Origin of the sequence: Pseudarthrobacter sp. B907 (assembly GCF_040137805.1) — a bacterium.
Classification (GTDB): domain Bacteria; phylum Actinomycetota; class Actinomycetes; order Actinomycetales; family Micrococcaceae; genus Arthrobacter.
Map to the genome: position 1 here is coordinate 1 of NZ_JBEEQE010000019.1, position 14009 is coordinate 14009.

A 14009-nucleotide genomic window follows, 5' to 3' on the forward strand; every position below is an offset into this window, starting at 1 on the left:
CAGCGGCGGCCTGGACATCGCCGGCCTGGAATGGCTCGGCGCCCGTGCCTACGACCCGGCCACCCGTGCCTTCCTCTCCACCGACCCCCTCGCCCCCGTCCTCGGCGCAGGCTGGGACGGCAACCCCTACGCCTACGCCGGCAACAACCCCATCAACACCACCGACCCCACCGGACTGCGGCCGCTCACCGACGACGAACTGAAGGCCTACGACGGCTCGAGCCGGGCAGCGTTCGCCGCCGCCGGGGACTGGTTGGGAGATAACTGGGAATACATCGCCGGCGGAGCCATGGTGATCGCCGGCGGCGTCCTCATGGCCACCGGGGTCGGAGGGCCGGCCGGGATGGTTCTCATCGCAGCCGGCGCCGACACGATCATCCAGAAAGCCACGACCGGCGGGGTGAACTGGGGACAGGTTGCGCTTAGTGGTGCCTTGGGCGGTTTCGGCGGCGCGAGTATCGCTGCCCGCGCTGGATTGTGCGGGATGAAAGCAACTCTCGTGGCCGGGGCTAGTTCAGGTGGCATCAGCGGCGGTATTCAAAGCTCGTATGGCTACTATTCTGGCCCCGGCCCCCATACTATTTCAGGCGCCGTGGGAGCGACCGCCCAAGGTACCGTGTTTGGGGCCGCGTTGGGTGGTGCTGGTGGTGCGGGTGGCCATGCTGCAGTTCAGGCAATCAACCGCTTCCGGCTGCGCGGACAATTTGGACCCATCAATCCGGGGCCCCTTCCGCAACATGTAGCGGAGACTTTTAGATCCGCGTCCTATCATCGAGTGAGGGCCTCGGAACCAGTAGATCTGTACCGCGTCTATGGTGGTCAAGCTGGGCCGGTCGCGCGGTACTGGAGCCGGGATATCCCGACCGGTCCGCTCCAGGCCCAGCTCGATAGTGCGCTGATTCCGGCTTGGGGAAATACCGCCACGGAAGTGAGTCATATTAGAGTGCCAGCGGGAACGCGCTTCTACGAAGGTTCGGCTGCGCAGCAACCCTTGGGCGGGACCGCCGAGAACCCATGGGAAGAAGCGTTCGGGTCCCTGTCAGGAGGTGGTAACCAGGTGTACATCAACGGAATGGTCTCCGACGAATGGATAGTCAAATGATTTTTGGATCGCCCGCCGATAAATTGAAGCGGTTCTTTGCGAAGCATGGACGTGCCGGTCTGATGCTTCCTGATGGATGGTACGGAAGGCCATTCGATTCCCTGTTCGCACTGGCGGGCGCTACGGACATTCCTGATGGTTTAGAGATCGAGATCGAGGGCGGCAGGACCTTGTACTTCCGGGGCAGTTTACGAATTGTCAAAACGCAACTCGAGAAGCATCCGGCTATAAGCATCGAGGGGTTCCAATCGGCTTCATGGACGCCTAACGACGGCGTTTCCGAGCAGCGCGTCTACGGCGATACAGGTTCCGTCCTCTTCGTTTCTTGAACGCTCGACCGACGGGGTCACCGCCGCAAGCCGCCGGAGCGGGTACTGCAAAACCCAGTGTGGTCGGCGGGGCAGCGTTAATGATCGTCCAGGGCGGTCAGGGCGCCGGTATGGGACTGACGAGCTTCGGCCCGGGCGTCGTCATCAAGAAAGCCACACCGGCGACTACCACGGGAAGTGCAGCTTAGAGGTGGCACCGTCCAGACGAGAGCGAGGCTCAGCTTCTCAGGCGAATCCTATCGACATGAGGCGCTGGAAGGCTCTGACAGTAGCCGGCTCATAGCCACCCCTCTCTTGACAATTCTCTGGAGCCAACTGCAGCCTGGTCCTTGGGGTCCTGCTGCTCGCTGCCCGCACCCTGCGGCTGCCCCGGCCGGCGGCCGCCGGCTGTGCCCTGACGGGGCTAGGCCTGTTCGTCCTGATGGTCGGCCCCGACGCCAGCGTCCTGCGGGCCGCCGTGATGGGCGCGGTCGGCCTCTCGGCGCTGGCTTTCGGCCGGGCCGGACGCGGCCTCAGCCTGCTCTGTGTTGCCTCCACCGGACTTCTGCTGGCGAATCCGGCGCTGGCGGCCGACTTCGGGTTCCTGCTGTCGGTACTGGCCACCCTTGGCATCGTGGTTGCGGGCAGGCCGTTGATGGCTTGGCTACCCGCCGTTGTGCCGCGCTGGTGCGCCGCCGGAATCGCGGTTCCGCTGTCCGCCCAGCTCTTCTGCGGACCTGTGATCGTGCTGCTCCAGCCGCAGTTTTCCAGCTACGCCCTGCCCGCGAACCTCGCCGCTGCCGCGCTGGTGCCTCCGGTGACCGTGGTCGGCACGGCCTCCGTGCCGCTCGTTGCCGTGGTCCCGGCGACGGCGGCCGTTCCGCTTGCCGTCGCCGGCACCTTTGCAGGCGGCGTGGCGGGCATTGCCCGGTACTTCGCCGCTCTCCCCGGCGCGGCGCTGCCCTGGCCGGAGGGTGCGTTCGGTGCGTCCACGATGGCTTTGCTTTCCGTGCTGTCCGTGGCCGCCATCTGGCTCGTGACCCACCCCGCCGCTACCCTGGGCCGGGTCCGGATCATCCAGGAACGGACGGCGCTCCTCCTGGCCGCCGCGCTGGACCGGAGAACATCCCCCGGCGCCGGCATGCGCCGACACCACGGACCCGGCCGCCGCGGCTTGGTGGACCGTCCCCGCCGTGGCAGGCTTAGAGTCTGCAAACCAACTTCCCGGAGGAATCACCAGTGGCTGCTGCCCAGACGCAACGCACCCGGACCGCGGCGGCGAACACCGCCACCTGGCGCGATGTGACGCCGGCGCCGGTGGTCCTGGTCGGCGGCCCGGAGGATTACCTTGGGTCCCGCGCCATGGACCGGATCCGCTCCCAGGTCAGGGCGGCCGCCCCCGACGTCGAGGTCACCCGGCTGAACGCCGGCAGCTACGAGCCCGGCACCCTGGCTATGAACGTTAGCCCGTCCCTCTTCGGCGAGCAGAAGCTGATCGAGGTCGAGGGACTGGAGGCCATGAATGACGCCTTCCTCGCCGACGCCCTGAAATACCTGGCCCAGCCCGAGCCCGACGCCGTGCTGGTGCTCCGCCATGGCGGGGGAGTGCGGGGGAAGAAACTCCTGGACGCGATCAAGGCCGGCGGCTGGCCGGTGGTTGACTGCCAGCCCCTGAAGAAGGACGCGGACAAGGCCGCTTTCGTCACGACCGAGTTTAAGGCGGCCGCCCGCCGGATTGAGCAGGACGCCGTGCATGCCCTGGTCAACGCCGTCGGCGCGCAGCTGGCCGAACTCGCCGCCGCCTGCAGCCAGCTGATCGCTGACGCAACCACCGCCGTCGACGCCGACATGGTGGACCGCTACTACGGCGGCCGGGTCGAAGCCACGGCCTTCAAGGTTGCCGACGCCGCCATGGCCGGCAACGCGCCGCTGGCCCTCTCCACGCTCCGCCACGCCCTGGACACCGGAGCGGACCCGGTGCCGATCGTCGCGGCCCTGGCGTCGAAGCTGCGCTCCCTGGCCAAGGTCGCGGGCGCCTCGGGCTCCTCCGGGCAGATCGCCAAGCAGCTGGGCATGCAGCCCTGGCTGGTCGAGCAGGCGCAGCGCGAGGCCAGGCGCTGGACGCCGGAAGGCCTGGTGCGGTCCATCCAGGTCACCGCCGAGGCGGACGCGCAGGTCAAGGGGCTCTCGCGTGACCCGGTTTACGCCGTCGAACACGCCGTGACGGTGATTGCCGGATCGGTGCGCCGCTGACGCTAGGCACAGCGGCTCGCCTTGGTCCCGTCTCCGCGTTAACTGGCTGTGGCCGGCACCCTGGGGGTGCCGGCCACAATCATCAGTTCGGTTGAACTGGAAAACCTTAGAGTGCGTTGACCTTCTTGGAGATCGCGGACTTGCGGTTTGCAGCGTTGTTCTTGTGAAGAACACCCTTGCTGACAGCCTTGTCGAGCTTCCGGCTGGCAGTAACCAGTGCAGCAGCAGCGGCATCCTTGTCGGTGGACTCAACGGCGGTGTTGACGGCGCGGATGGCCGTCTTCAGCTCGGACTTGACTGCGTTGTTGCGCAGGCGAGCCTTTTCGTTGGTCAGGATGCGCTTCTTCTGGGACTTGATATTAGCCACGTGTGAACTCTCTTTTTCAATGCGGAAAATGGTCTAGAGGGCTTTCAGATTGGCCATTGACTGAGCGGCGTGGGGATACCTATGGCGACCAACCATCTGTGGCCGTCGACCTGCACGGACACACAGCTGTCAATAATAGCAGAGACGCGCGGCCGGTGGCGATTTCCGGCGGCCGCCGCGGGTCGCGGGCGGGCACGCGTGGCGGGATGCCCGGAAGCGGGGCTCAGGACCAGCCATGCCGGTCGCGCAGCGCCGCGGAGATGGCGCGGAAGCGTCCCGCGTCGAGGATGGCACCTTCGCGCCGCACGTCTTCGGGATTGATCTGCAGGACGCGGTCCAGCCGTGCCTCACTCGGACGCCACTGCCGGTCCCAGGGTCCGGTGCCGATGTCCACGTAGTCGTCTGCGCGCCGGTCGTCCCCGTCGTGGTCCTTGCTGGTGAGCATCAGGCCGAGCAGGTAGCGGCCCTTGCTCCCCACCAGCAGCACCGGGCGGTCCTTGCCCCGGGTGTGGTCCTCCTCGAACGGCACCCAGGTCCAGACGATCTCGCCGGGTTCGGGCCGGCCGTTGGCGGCGGGGTTGTACTGCACCGTGGCCTTGCCGCGGAAATCGCCCGGGTAGGTACCGGTGAGTCCGCCGGAGGTGGCCGGAGACGTGCCGCCGGGGGGTCGGCCGGGCTTGCCGCCGGGGCGCCGCGTTTGGGCCGCCGCGCCGCCGCCGAGCCGGTCGAGGAAGCGCAGGGCGCCGCGGACGGCGTTGCTGAGGGAACGGAGATTCATGGCCATGGAGCAACCCTACCGGCCGCCTGCCGGCCAGCGCCCGGCCGGCACTCGGCCGTTGCCCGGCCGGCGCCTGACCGCGGCGGCTGATGCAGGGCCACGCTCCGGGACGTGGGAGACTATAAGGAACGAGAAATGCGGCGTGCCGCAGCGCGGTGGAACAGGCAACACGGTTCCACCCGCTGCGTTCGGCCGTGGAACAGCCAGCCAGTACAGCTCCCAGGTATTGCCAAACAGTAAGGACCCTGCGTGTCTCCCATGGCCCGCACCGCCCCGGTGCCTGCCGCAACAGATCCGGCCCTCATCCGGAACTTCTGCATCATTGCGCATATTGACCACGGCAAGTCCACGCTGGCCGACCGGATGCTCCAGTACACCGGCGTCGTGCAGTCCCGCGACATGAAGGCCCAGTACCTGGACCGGATGGACATCGAGCGCGAACGCGGCATCACCATCAAGTCCCAGGCCGTCCGGATGCCGTGGGAACTGGACGGCACCAGCTACGCGCTGAACATGATCGACACCCCCGGCCACGTCGACTTCACCTACGAGGTGTCCCGGTCGCTGGCCGCCTGCGAGGGCGCCGTGCTGCTCGTGGACGCGGCCCAGGGCATTGAGGCACAGACGCTCGCCAACCTCTACCTGGCGATGGAGAACAACCTCACGATCATTCCCGTCCTGAACAAGATCGACCTTCCTGCCGCCCAGCCGGAGAAGTACGCCGAGGAACTGGCCAACCTGATCGGCGGCGACCCGGACGAGGTGCTGCGCGTCTCCGGCAAGACCGGCGCCGGCGTCGAGGTCCTGCTGGACAAGATCATCCGCGACCTCCCCGCCCCGGTCGGCGATCCGAACGCCCCCGCCCGGGCCATGATCTTCGACTCCGTCTACGACACCTACCGCGGCGTTGTCACCTACGTCCGTGTGGTCGACGGCATGCTGCACCCGCGCGAACGCATCCAGATGATGTCCACCCGCGCCACGCACGAACTGCTCGAAATCGGTGTCAGCTCCCCGGAGCCCACCCCGTCCAAGGGCCTGGGCGTCGGGGAGGTCGGCTACCTGATCACCGGCGTGAAGGACGTGCGCCAGTCCAAGGTCGGCGACACCGTCACCAACCTGGCCAAGCCGGCCAGCGACTCGCTGCCCGGCTACGCCGACGCCAAGCCGATGGTCTTCTCCGGCCTGTACCCGCTGGACGGCACGGACTACCCGGTGCTGCGCGACGCGCTGGAGAAGCTGATGCTCAACGACGCCGCGCTGGTCTATGAGCCGGAGACGTCGGCCGCGCTGGGCTTCGGCTTCCGCGTCGGCTTCCTGGGGCTGCTGCACCTGGAAATCACCCGCGAGCGGCTCGAACGCGAGTACAAGCTGGACCTGATCTCCACCGCCCCCAACGTGGAGTACGAGGTGACGCTGGAGGACAAGAAGGTCGTGCACGTCACCAACCCCAGCGAATACCCCACCGGCAAGGTCTCCGAGGTCCGCGAGCCGATGGTGGCGGCCACCATCCTGGCCCCCAACGAATTCGTCGGCGCCATTATGGAGCTGTGCCAGAGCCGCCGCGGCGTGATGGGCGGCATGGACTACCTCTCCGAGGACCGGGTGGAAATCCGGTACCGCCTGCCGCTGGCCGAGATCGTCTTCGACTTCTTCGACATCCTCAAATCCAAGACCCGCGGCTACGGCTCGCTGGACTGGAAGGCCGACGGCGACCAGGTAGCCGACCTCGTCAAGGTGGACATCATGCTCCAGGGCGAGCAGGTGGACGCGTTCAGCGCCATCACCCACCGCGACAAGGCCTACGCCTACGGCGTGATGATGACGGGCAAGCTGCGCGAACTCATCCCGCGCCAGCAATTCGAGGTGCCGATCCAGGCCGCCATCGGCTCCAGGATCATTGCCCGCGAAAGCATCCGCGCCATCCGCAAGGACGTCCTGGCCAAGTGCTACGGCGGTGACATCACCCGAAAGCGCAAACTGCTGGAGAAGCAGAAGGAAGGCAAAAAGCGCATGAAGATGGTGGGCCGCGTCGAAGTGCCGCAGGAGGCCTTCATCGCCGCCCTGACCACGGAAGAGTCCAAGGACAAGGCCAAGAAGTAGCCATGCCAAGCGCGCTTCCCCTCGGTGACCCCGCGCCGCCGGACGGGCTCGTGCCCGGCCAAGCGCTGGAGGGCGCCGCGGACCGGGCCTTCGGGCTCTATGTGCACATTCCGTTCTGCGCCGTCCGCTGCGGCTACTGCGACTTCAACACCTACACCGCCACCGAGCTCGGCGGCGGTGCCTCGCAGGACGCCTACGCCGGCACCGCCGTAGCCGAAGTGGAGTTCGCCGGCCGGGTGCTCACAGCATCGGGCCTGCCGGCGCGCCGGCTCAGCACCGTCTTCTTTGGCGGTGGGACGCCCACGCTCCTGCCGGCCGCGGACCTGGCCAGCATCCTGGCCGCCGCGATCAAGACCTGGGGCCTGGAGCCCGGCGCCGAGGTCACCACCGAGGCCAACCCGGACTCGGTCACGCCCGAATCACTGCAGCTGCTCGCCGATGCCGGCTTCACCAGGGTCTCCTTCGGCATGCAGTCCGCCGTGCCGCACGTCCTGAAGGTCCTGGACCGCACCCACACGCCCAGCCGTGTGCCGCAAGTGGTCCAGTGGGCCCGCGAGGCCGGCCTCGCCGTCAGCCTGGACCTGATCTACGGCACGCCCGGCGAGTCGCTGGAGGACTGGCGCTACTCGCTCGAGACGGCGCTCTCCTACGGCCCGGACCACATCAGTGCCTACGCGCTGATTGTCGAAGACGGCACCAAGCTCGCCGCCCAGATCCGCCGCGGCGAGGTCCCCGGAATCGACGACGACGACCACGCAGCCAAGTACGAGCTCGCCGACGAGCTGATCTCCGCCGCCGGCCTTGGCTGGTACGAGGTCAGCAACTGGGCCCGCACCCCGGAGCAGGCCTGCCGCCACAACCTGGCCTATTGGCGCGGGGACGACTGGTGGGGGATCGGACCCGGCGCACATTCGCATGTGGGCGGGGTCCGCTGGTGGAACGTGAAGCACCCCACGGCCTACGCGTCCCGGCTGGGCTCCGGGGTATCGCCGGCCGCCGGCCGGGAGACGCTTGATTCGGCAACCCGCCACGTCGAGCGCGTGATGCTCGAGGCCAGGCTGGTGACCGGACTGGACATCCCGGGCCTGGGCGGGCTGGGGGACACCGGACGGCACGCCGTGGCCGGGCTGATCGCGGACGGGCTGGTGGACCCGGTACAGGCGTTCAAGGGCCGCCTGGTGCTGACGCTCAAGGGGCGGTTGCTGGCGGACGCGGTGGTCCGCAGGATCCTGCCCGACTAGGACCCGGACCGCGCCGGCGGTAGGTCTCCGTGCGCGCTACTTGATCCAGCGGAGGTTGTACTCGTAGCGGTGCGGCTGGCCGCGGTTGACGTGGATGCCCGCCGCGACGGAGAAGCAGGCCAGGGCCAGCCAGATGGCCGTCGCCAGCACGGCGAACAGGTTTCCGACCACCGGGACAAAGACCAGCAGGTTGGCGAGAACGGCGGCGATCGTGGGCGGCAGCGTGAAGTTGAGCGCTTCCTTCGACTCCTGCGCCGTGAAGGGGCCGCGGTCCTTGAAGATCAGGTAGATCAGCAGCGAAGGGATGCAGCCCAGAATGCCGCCAAAGTGCGCCAGGGTGGCCCACTGCCGGTCCTCGCTCGCCGTCAGCGGCAGGGCATTAGCGGGCACGCCGTGATACTGCGACTCGCCATGGCCTGCCTGGTGGTCCGTGTGTTCGCGTGCATCTTCTGCCACGTTTCGTCCTTTGGATTGCGGTGGAGCATTGGTACTTGTAGGGCCGCGGCCGCAACAAACGCTGCGGGCGCCGTTCCAAGAATACTTGCTCGGGCACCGAACCGGCGCACAGCGGGGCGGCTACGGCACCGTAAGGAAGTCGATGACCTCTTCCACCCGGCCCAGCAGGGACGGTTCCAGGTCCGCGTAGCTGCGGACGGCCCCGAGGAGTTTCTGCCAGCCCAGGCCGATGTCCTCCTTGCTGCTGTGCGGCCAGCCGAAGGCCGTCAGGATCCCGGTCTTCCAGTCCACCCCCCGCGGGATCACCGGCCACTGTTCAATGCCCAGCACGGCCGGGCGGATGGCCTGCCAGACGTCCACGTACGGGTGCCCGACGATCAGCACGTTGCCGGCGGCCCCCGGGGACGCCATCACGGCGTCGGCGATCCGGGACTCCTTCGAATCCGGGACGAGGTGGTCCACCAGCACACCGAGCCGGCGGCCCGGGCCCGGCCCGAACTCCTTCACGGCGGCAGCCAGGTCGTCGATGCCATGCAGCGGCTCGACCACGATGCCCTCCACCCGCAGGTCATCGCCCCAGACCCTCTCGACGAGCTCGGCGTCGTGCTTGCCTTCCACCCAGATCCGGCTGGCCTTGGCCACCTGGGCGCGCTGTCCGGCCACCCGCACCGAGCCGGAGGCCGTGCGCGCCCCGGCGGCCGCAGCGGGGGCCCGGGGGGCGGGCGGCATCAGCCGGATGGGCTGGCCCTCCAGCAGGAAGCCGAAGCCCAGCCGGAAGGAACGGGACTTGCCGCGCCGGTCCTCGAGGGCCACAACGTGCATGCCGCCGGACTTCTCCACCCGGGTCACAGCGCCCACCCAGCCGGACTGGACGTCCTCCAGCACCATGCCGCGTTCCACCGGGATTTCAGGGAGCTGGGCCTTGGCGGGGGCGGACAGGTCCTGCGGGCCCCAGTTCTGGTACGTCATCTGCTACACACTGCTTTGCGCTCGGAAAGTTTCGGGGGACGATTCGGTCCCGCGGCCTGCGGTGTGCCCGGAAACACCTGTCCCGGCGGTCACGCCCGCAGCGAATCCAATGCTAACAACGGCGCGAGTCATATTAGACTGGTTAGCACTTAGGCATGTCGAGTGCTAACCGCGGGTTCCCGGGCGCGTCCCGTCACGCCCGGCGGCACCCGGCTCAGCGGAAACAGGTCGATTGGAGGTGGGGCGTGAGCGAGCCACGCAAACTTGAAGTACTGCGCGCCATCGTGGAGGACTACGTCCATTCCCGTGAACCGGTGGGATCCAAGGCGCTGGTGGAGCGGCACCACCTGGGCGTCTCCAGCGCCACGATCCGCAACGACATGGCGGCCCTGGAGGACGAGGGCCTGATCACGGCGCCGCACACCAGCGCCGGTCGGATCCCCACCGACAAGGGCTACCGCCTGTTCGTGGACCAGATTTCGGCCGTGAAGCCGCTGTCCCTTGCGGAGCGGCGCGCCATCCAGGCGCTGCTGGAGGGCTCGGACGACCTCGACGACGTTCTCGACCGGACCGTGCGGTTGCTCTCGCAGCTGACCAACCAGGTCGCCGTCGTGCAGTACCCGCTGCTCAGCCGGGCCCGGGTCCGGCACATCGAATTTGTGCTGCTGGCTCCGCGCAAGGTGCTGACCGTGCTGATCGCCGACACCGGCAAGGTGGAACAGCGGGTGATCGACGTCGGCCAGGAGCTCGGCGACGAGGCCCTCGCGGAACTGCGCACCCTGTTCCTGGCCAAGCTTTCGGGCACCCCGCTGAACCTGCTGCCGCAGTCGCTGCAGGCCGTCGCGGACAGCTGCCCGCCCGCTCGGCGCGGCGCGGCCCAGGCCCTCGCCCGGGGGCTCGAGTCGCTGGCGGCGAGCAGCCGCGAGGAACGGATGGTCATGGCCGGCACGGCCAACCTGGCCCGGTCCAACGTGGACTTCCCGCTCAGCATCGGCCCGGTGCTCGAGGCCCTCGAGGAGCAGGTGGTGATGTTGCGCCTGCTCAGCGACATGGCGCAGGACCCCCGCGGCGTCACCGTCAGCATCGGCCGGGAGAACCCCTACGACGGCCTCTCCGAAGCCTCCGTGGTGGCCACCGGCTACGGTCCGGACGCCACCGCCAAGGTCGGCGTCCTCGGACCCACGCGGATGGACTATCCCACCACCATGGCCGCCGTCCGTGCGGTGGCCCGCTACCTTTCACGGATCCTCGGGCCCTGACGGCCCGGCCCCGGCACCAGCCATTTACCTGACACAGGCTCTGCCAGTTACCGGCAGTACAACCAGGAAGAGATACACACTTTGAGCAGCCACTACGACGTTCTTGGAGTCTCCCGCGAAGCGACGGGGGAAGAAATCAAGAAGGCCTACCGCAAACTCGCGCGGACCCTGCACCCGGACGTGAACCCCGGTGACGACGCTTCGGACCGGTTCAAGGCGGTCACGCACGCCTACGAGGTGCTCTCCGATCCGCAGAAACGCCGGGTCTACGACACCACGGGCAACGAGAACGGCACCGACAACGGCTTCGGCGGCGGCTACGCCGGGCAGGGCTTCGCCTTCCAGGACATCTTCGAGACCTTCTTTGGCGGCGCTGGCGGCCAGGGCGGCCCCGCTTCCCGGGTCCGGCGCGGGCAGGACGCACTGATCAGCGTCCGGATCGAGCTCCGCGACGCCGTCTTCGGCGTCAACAAGAAGCTCGAGGTGGACACCGCCGTCACCTGCCCCACCTGCGAGGGCTCCTGCTGCCGTGAGGGCAGCCACCCCGAACGTTGCGACATCTGCGGCGGCAGCGGCCAGGTCCAGCGCGCGGTGCGCTCCATCCTCGGCCAGGTTATGACCACTGCCCCGTGCGGCAGCTGTGAGGGTTTCGGCACCGTAATCAAGGACCCTTGCAACGAGTGCGGCGGCCAGGGCCGGATCCGCAGCCGCCGCTCGATGACTGTCAAGGTCCCGGCCGGCGTTGCCACCGGCACCCGCATCCAGCTCTCCGGCCAGGGTGAGGCCGGCCCGGCCGGCGGTCCCTCCGGCGACCTGTACGTCGAGATCCGGGTCAACAACGACCCGACCTTCGTCCGGGAGGGCGACGACCTGCACGCGAGCCTACACATCCCGATGACCGCGGCCGCCCTGGGCACGGAAGTGACCTTTGAGACCTTTGACGGGGCGCAGGAGATCGACGTCAAGGCAGGCACCCAGTCGGGCGAGATCATCACGCTCCGCGGCATGGGCGTGACCCACCTGCGCGGCTACGGCCGCGGCGACCTCAAGGTGCACCTGCAGGTGGACACCCCGGCCAAGCTCGACGCCGCCCAGGAAGACCTGCTCCGCCAGCTCGCCAAGCTCCGCGGCGAGCAGTTCACCGAAGGCAAGCTCGCCGCCAGCGGCGGCGTCTTCGCCAAGCTGCGGGACCGGCTCGGTAACCTGTAGCGGTGAGTAACCCGGTCTTCTTCACGCCCGCAGGAACCCTGGACGACCAGGGCCCCGGCACAACGTTCGTCCTCACGGGCGCCGAGGCGCGCCATGCGGTGACCGTCAAGCGGCTGGCCGTGGGGGAGGCGGTCGACCTTGCCGACGGCGCCGGCACCCGCATCACCGGCACCGTCACCGCCGTCGCTCCCCAGGAGCTGACGGTGGAATGCGTCGAGGCCAGCACCGAGGCGCGGCCGGATATCAGGCTGATCCTGGTGCAGGCACTGGCCAAGGGCGACCGCGACGAACTGGCCGCCGAAACCGCTACGGAACTGGGCATCGACGCCGTCGTGCCCTGGCAGGCGGAACGGTCGATCGTCCGGTGGAAGCCCGAGCGCGCAGCGAAGGCCCACGCCAAGTGGCAGTCCGTGGTGACGGCCGCCGCGAAGCAGGCGCGCCGCGCCTGGATCCCGGAGGTCCGGGACGCCGTCGACGGCGGCGCCCTGCAGGCAGCCGTCGCGGCCGCGGACCTTGCCGTCATCCTGCACGAGGATGCGGTCCGCCCGCTCCGCCAGGTGCTGGAAAGCTGGCGCGGCGCGGCCCAGGGGCAGGGGAGTGACGGCGGCGAGCCGCGCGAGGTGCTCCTGATTGTCGGTCCCGAGGGCGGCATCAGCCCCCGCGAGGTCACCCGGCTGTGCGACGCCGGTGCGGTGACCGCCCTGCTGGGCCATCATGTGCTGCGTTCCTCCACCGCGGGCCCGGCTGCCACCGTGCTGGCCAGCGACGTGCTCGGCCGCTGGTAGCCGCCGGGCACCGCAGACGGGCGCCGCTGCCGGGGCCGTGCCTAGCGGACGGTGAAGCCGCGGGTGTCCACGTTCAGGTCCTGCACCGTGCTGCCCGGATCCACCTGCGACACCCGGGCCTCATAGCTGCCGGGCCCGAGGTTCAGCGAGAAGTTGAACAGGCCGGCCTGCGCGCCGTCCGGGGAGGCGGTGATGTTGCCGTTCAGGTAGGGGGTCTTCGTGGTGCCGTCGACCCGCAGGATCTCCCAGCGCAGCTTGCCGCCCGGGACGGTGCTCCGGCCGGTAAACTTCACGGCCCCCTCGGCTGCCTGGGTGCCTTCCTGCGGATCGATGATCCACACCGGCGCCACCATCCCGGCGCTGCGCGACGTCGGCGAACCGAGGCGGACCCGGTTGAACGCGACGTAATCGGTGTGCCCGTCCACCAGGATGACCACCTGGATCTGCTGCCCGGCGTCGGTCAGGCCGGCGCTGGCACCGGCGGCCGTGGCGGTGTAGACCAGCTGCTGGATGGCGCGTTCGGCCATCTCGGCGTCGACGTTGCTGTTGAACGCGTCCGCGGACACATCCACCGTGATGACATTCTTGCCGGAAATGGACGTGGCCAGCTTTTTCGGGTTCTGCCAAGGGGTGAAGAAGTCGGGATCCAGCGGTTTCTCGGACATCATCACGCGCAGGGCCCGTGTGATGGGGTTGTCCTGCTCCGAGACGTCCCGGAACTCGCGGTAGAGGAAGACATTGTTGTTGCTGCGCCCGATCCAGTAGACCGGGGCCTTGTTGGACGCCTGCGTGGATTCCAGCGGCGCGCTGGTGGCGGCGGCGCCCGCGGCGGGGCCGGGCACCGTCTGGGTGGGAGTGCCCGAGTCGGTGATTCCCGGCTGGGGCGTGGCCACGCAGCCGGACAGCGCCAGGGCGGCAGGCAGCACCAGCAGCAGGGCCCCACGGCGCGCACGCCGTCCTGCTGCCTTGACTACTTCACGCTGGCTGATGGCCGCCGTCCTTTCGCTGTGAGCCCTGAATCATGCACTGCTCCGTGCCTGCCGGGTTTGTTCCGCGGGCAGGGCGCCGGCCGCGCCGGGTTGCCCGCCCTCCGTCGGGGAACGGCAGCGTCGGGCCCGGCAAGGCCAAATCCAGCATTACACAGCGCCGGGGCGCTCCGGGCGGGTTTTCGCGCCGGCC

At 68.7% G+C, this 14009-nt stretch carries 14 protein-coding genes; 9 read left to right on the forward strand and 5 right to left on the reverse strand.

Going from position 1 to position 14009, the window contains the following annotated elements:
• The 4 genes from ABLI39_RS14815 to holA all read left to right on the forward strand — a co-directional run.
• Positions 1-1102: RHS repeat-associated core domain-containing protein (locus ABLI39_RS14815; RefSeq protein WP_349414223.1), on the forward strand; the 1102-nt coding region annotated here is incomplete at its 5' end.
• The gene (locus ABLI39_RS14820) at positions 1099-1431 is read left to right on the forward strand and encodes a hypothetical protein (protein ID WP_349414224.1); all 333 of its coding nucleotides are present in this window, start codon (positions 1099-1101) and stop codon (positions 1429-1431) included. The genes ABLI39_RS14815 and ABLI39_RS14820, both read left to right, overlap by 4 nt.
• Before the next feature lie 364 nt (positions 1432-1795).
• Positions 1796-2716 carry a ComEC/Rec2 family competence protein gene (locus ABLI39_RS14825; RefSeq protein ID WP_502935236.1) on the forward strand — a complete coding sequence of 307 codons (921 nt, stop codon included), beginning with the start codon at positions 1796-1798 and terminating at the stop codon, positions 2714-2716.
• Positions 2650-3663, forward strand: a complete 1014-nt coding sequence (gene holA / locus ABLI39_RS14830; protein WP_349414226.1) for a DNA polymerase III subunit delta — start codon at positions 2650-2652, stop codon at positions 3661-3663. The genes ABLI39_RS14825 and holA overlap by 67 nt, the downstream gene beginning before the upstream one ends.
• Before the next feature lie 106 nt (positions 3664-3769).
• Here holA and rpsT read toward each other — a convergent pair whose 3' ends face one another.
• Complete coding sequence (rpsT, locus tag ABLI39_RS14835; RefSeq protein ID WP_056739236.1) at positions 3770-4030, reverse strand: 30S ribosomal protein S20; 261 nt, start codon at positions 4028-4030, stop codon at positions 3770-3772.
• Positions 4031-4253: 223 nt separating this feature from the next.
• A complete protein-coding gene (locus ABLI39_RS14840) occupies positions 4254-4814 on the reverse strand; it encodes a type II toxin-antitoxin system PemK/MazF family toxin (RefSeq protein ID WP_349414227.1) in 561 nt (186 codons plus the stop codon).
• A 243-nt stretch (positions 4815-5057) separates the two neighbouring features.
• Here ABLI39_RS14840 and lepA point away from each other — a divergent pair, with 243 nt between their 5' ends.
• The gene (gene lepA, locus ABLI39_RS14845) at positions 5058-6911 is read left to right on the forward strand and encodes a translation elongation factor 4 (protein WP_349414228.1); all 1854 of its coding nucleotides are present in this window, start codon (positions 5058-5060) and stop codon (positions 6909-6911) included.
• Positions 6912-6913: 2 nt separating this feature from the next.
• The gene (gene hemW / locus ABLI39_RS14850; RefSeq protein WP_349414229.1) at positions 6914-8152 is read left to right on the forward strand and encodes a radical SAM family heme chaperone HemW; all 1239 of its coding nucleotides are present in this window, start codon (positions 6914-6916) and stop codon (positions 8150-8152) included.
• A 36-nt stretch (positions 8153-8188) separates the two neighbouring features.
• Here the strand turns inward: hemW and ABLI39_RS14855 are convergent, their stop codons facing one another.
• Positions 8189-8608 carry a DUF4870 domain-containing protein gene (locus tag ABLI39_RS14855; RefSeq protein WP_138769263.1) on the reverse strand — a complete coding sequence of 140 codons (420 nt, stop codon included), beginning with the start codon at positions 8606-8608 and terminating at the stop codon, positions 8189-8191.
• Between the two features lie 120 nt (positions 8609-8728).
• Positions 8729-9577, reverse strand: a complete 849-nt coding sequence (locus ABLI39_RS14860; RefSeq protein WP_349414230.1) for a DUF3097 domain-containing protein — start codon at positions 9575-9577, stop codon at positions 8729-8731.
• A gap of 245 nt (positions 9578-9822) precedes the next feature.
• Between ABLI39_RS14860 and hrcA the strand changes: the two genes are divergently transcribed.
• The 3 genes from hrcA (at position 9823) to ABLI39_RS14875 (ending at position 12830) form a co-directional block, all read left to right on the forward strand.
• Positions 9823-10836 (forward strand): heat-inducible transcriptional repressor HrcA, encoded by a 1014-nt coding sequence (gene hrcA, locus ABLI39_RS14865; RefSeq protein ID WP_349414231.1) that lies wholly within the window; start codon positions 9823-9825, stop codon positions 10834-10836.
• Between the two features lie 81 nt (positions 10837-10917).
• Complete coding sequence (gene dnaJ / locus ABLI39_RS14870) at positions 10918-12045, forward strand: molecular chaperone DnaJ (protein WP_349414232.1); 1128 nt, start codon at positions 10918-10920, stop codon at positions 12043-12045.
• Between the two features lie 2 nt (positions 12046-12047).
• Complete coding sequence (locus tag ABLI39_RS14875) at positions 12048-12830, forward strand: 16S rRNA (uracil(1498)-N(3))-methyltransferase (protein ID WP_349414233.1); 783 nt, start codon at positions 12048-12050, stop codon at positions 12828-12830.
• Positions 12831-12871: 41 nt separating this feature from the next.
• On the opposite strand, the gene ABLI39_RS14880 is transcribed toward ABLI39_RS14875, so the two are convergent.
• Positions 12872-13756 carry a GerMN domain-containing protein gene (locus ABLI39_RS14880; RefSeq protein ID WP_349414235.1) on the reverse strand — a complete coding sequence of 295 codons (885 nt, stop codon included), beginning with the start codon at positions 13754-13756 and terminating at the stop codon, positions 12872-12874.
• Positions 13757-14009 lie beyond the last annotated feature (253 nt).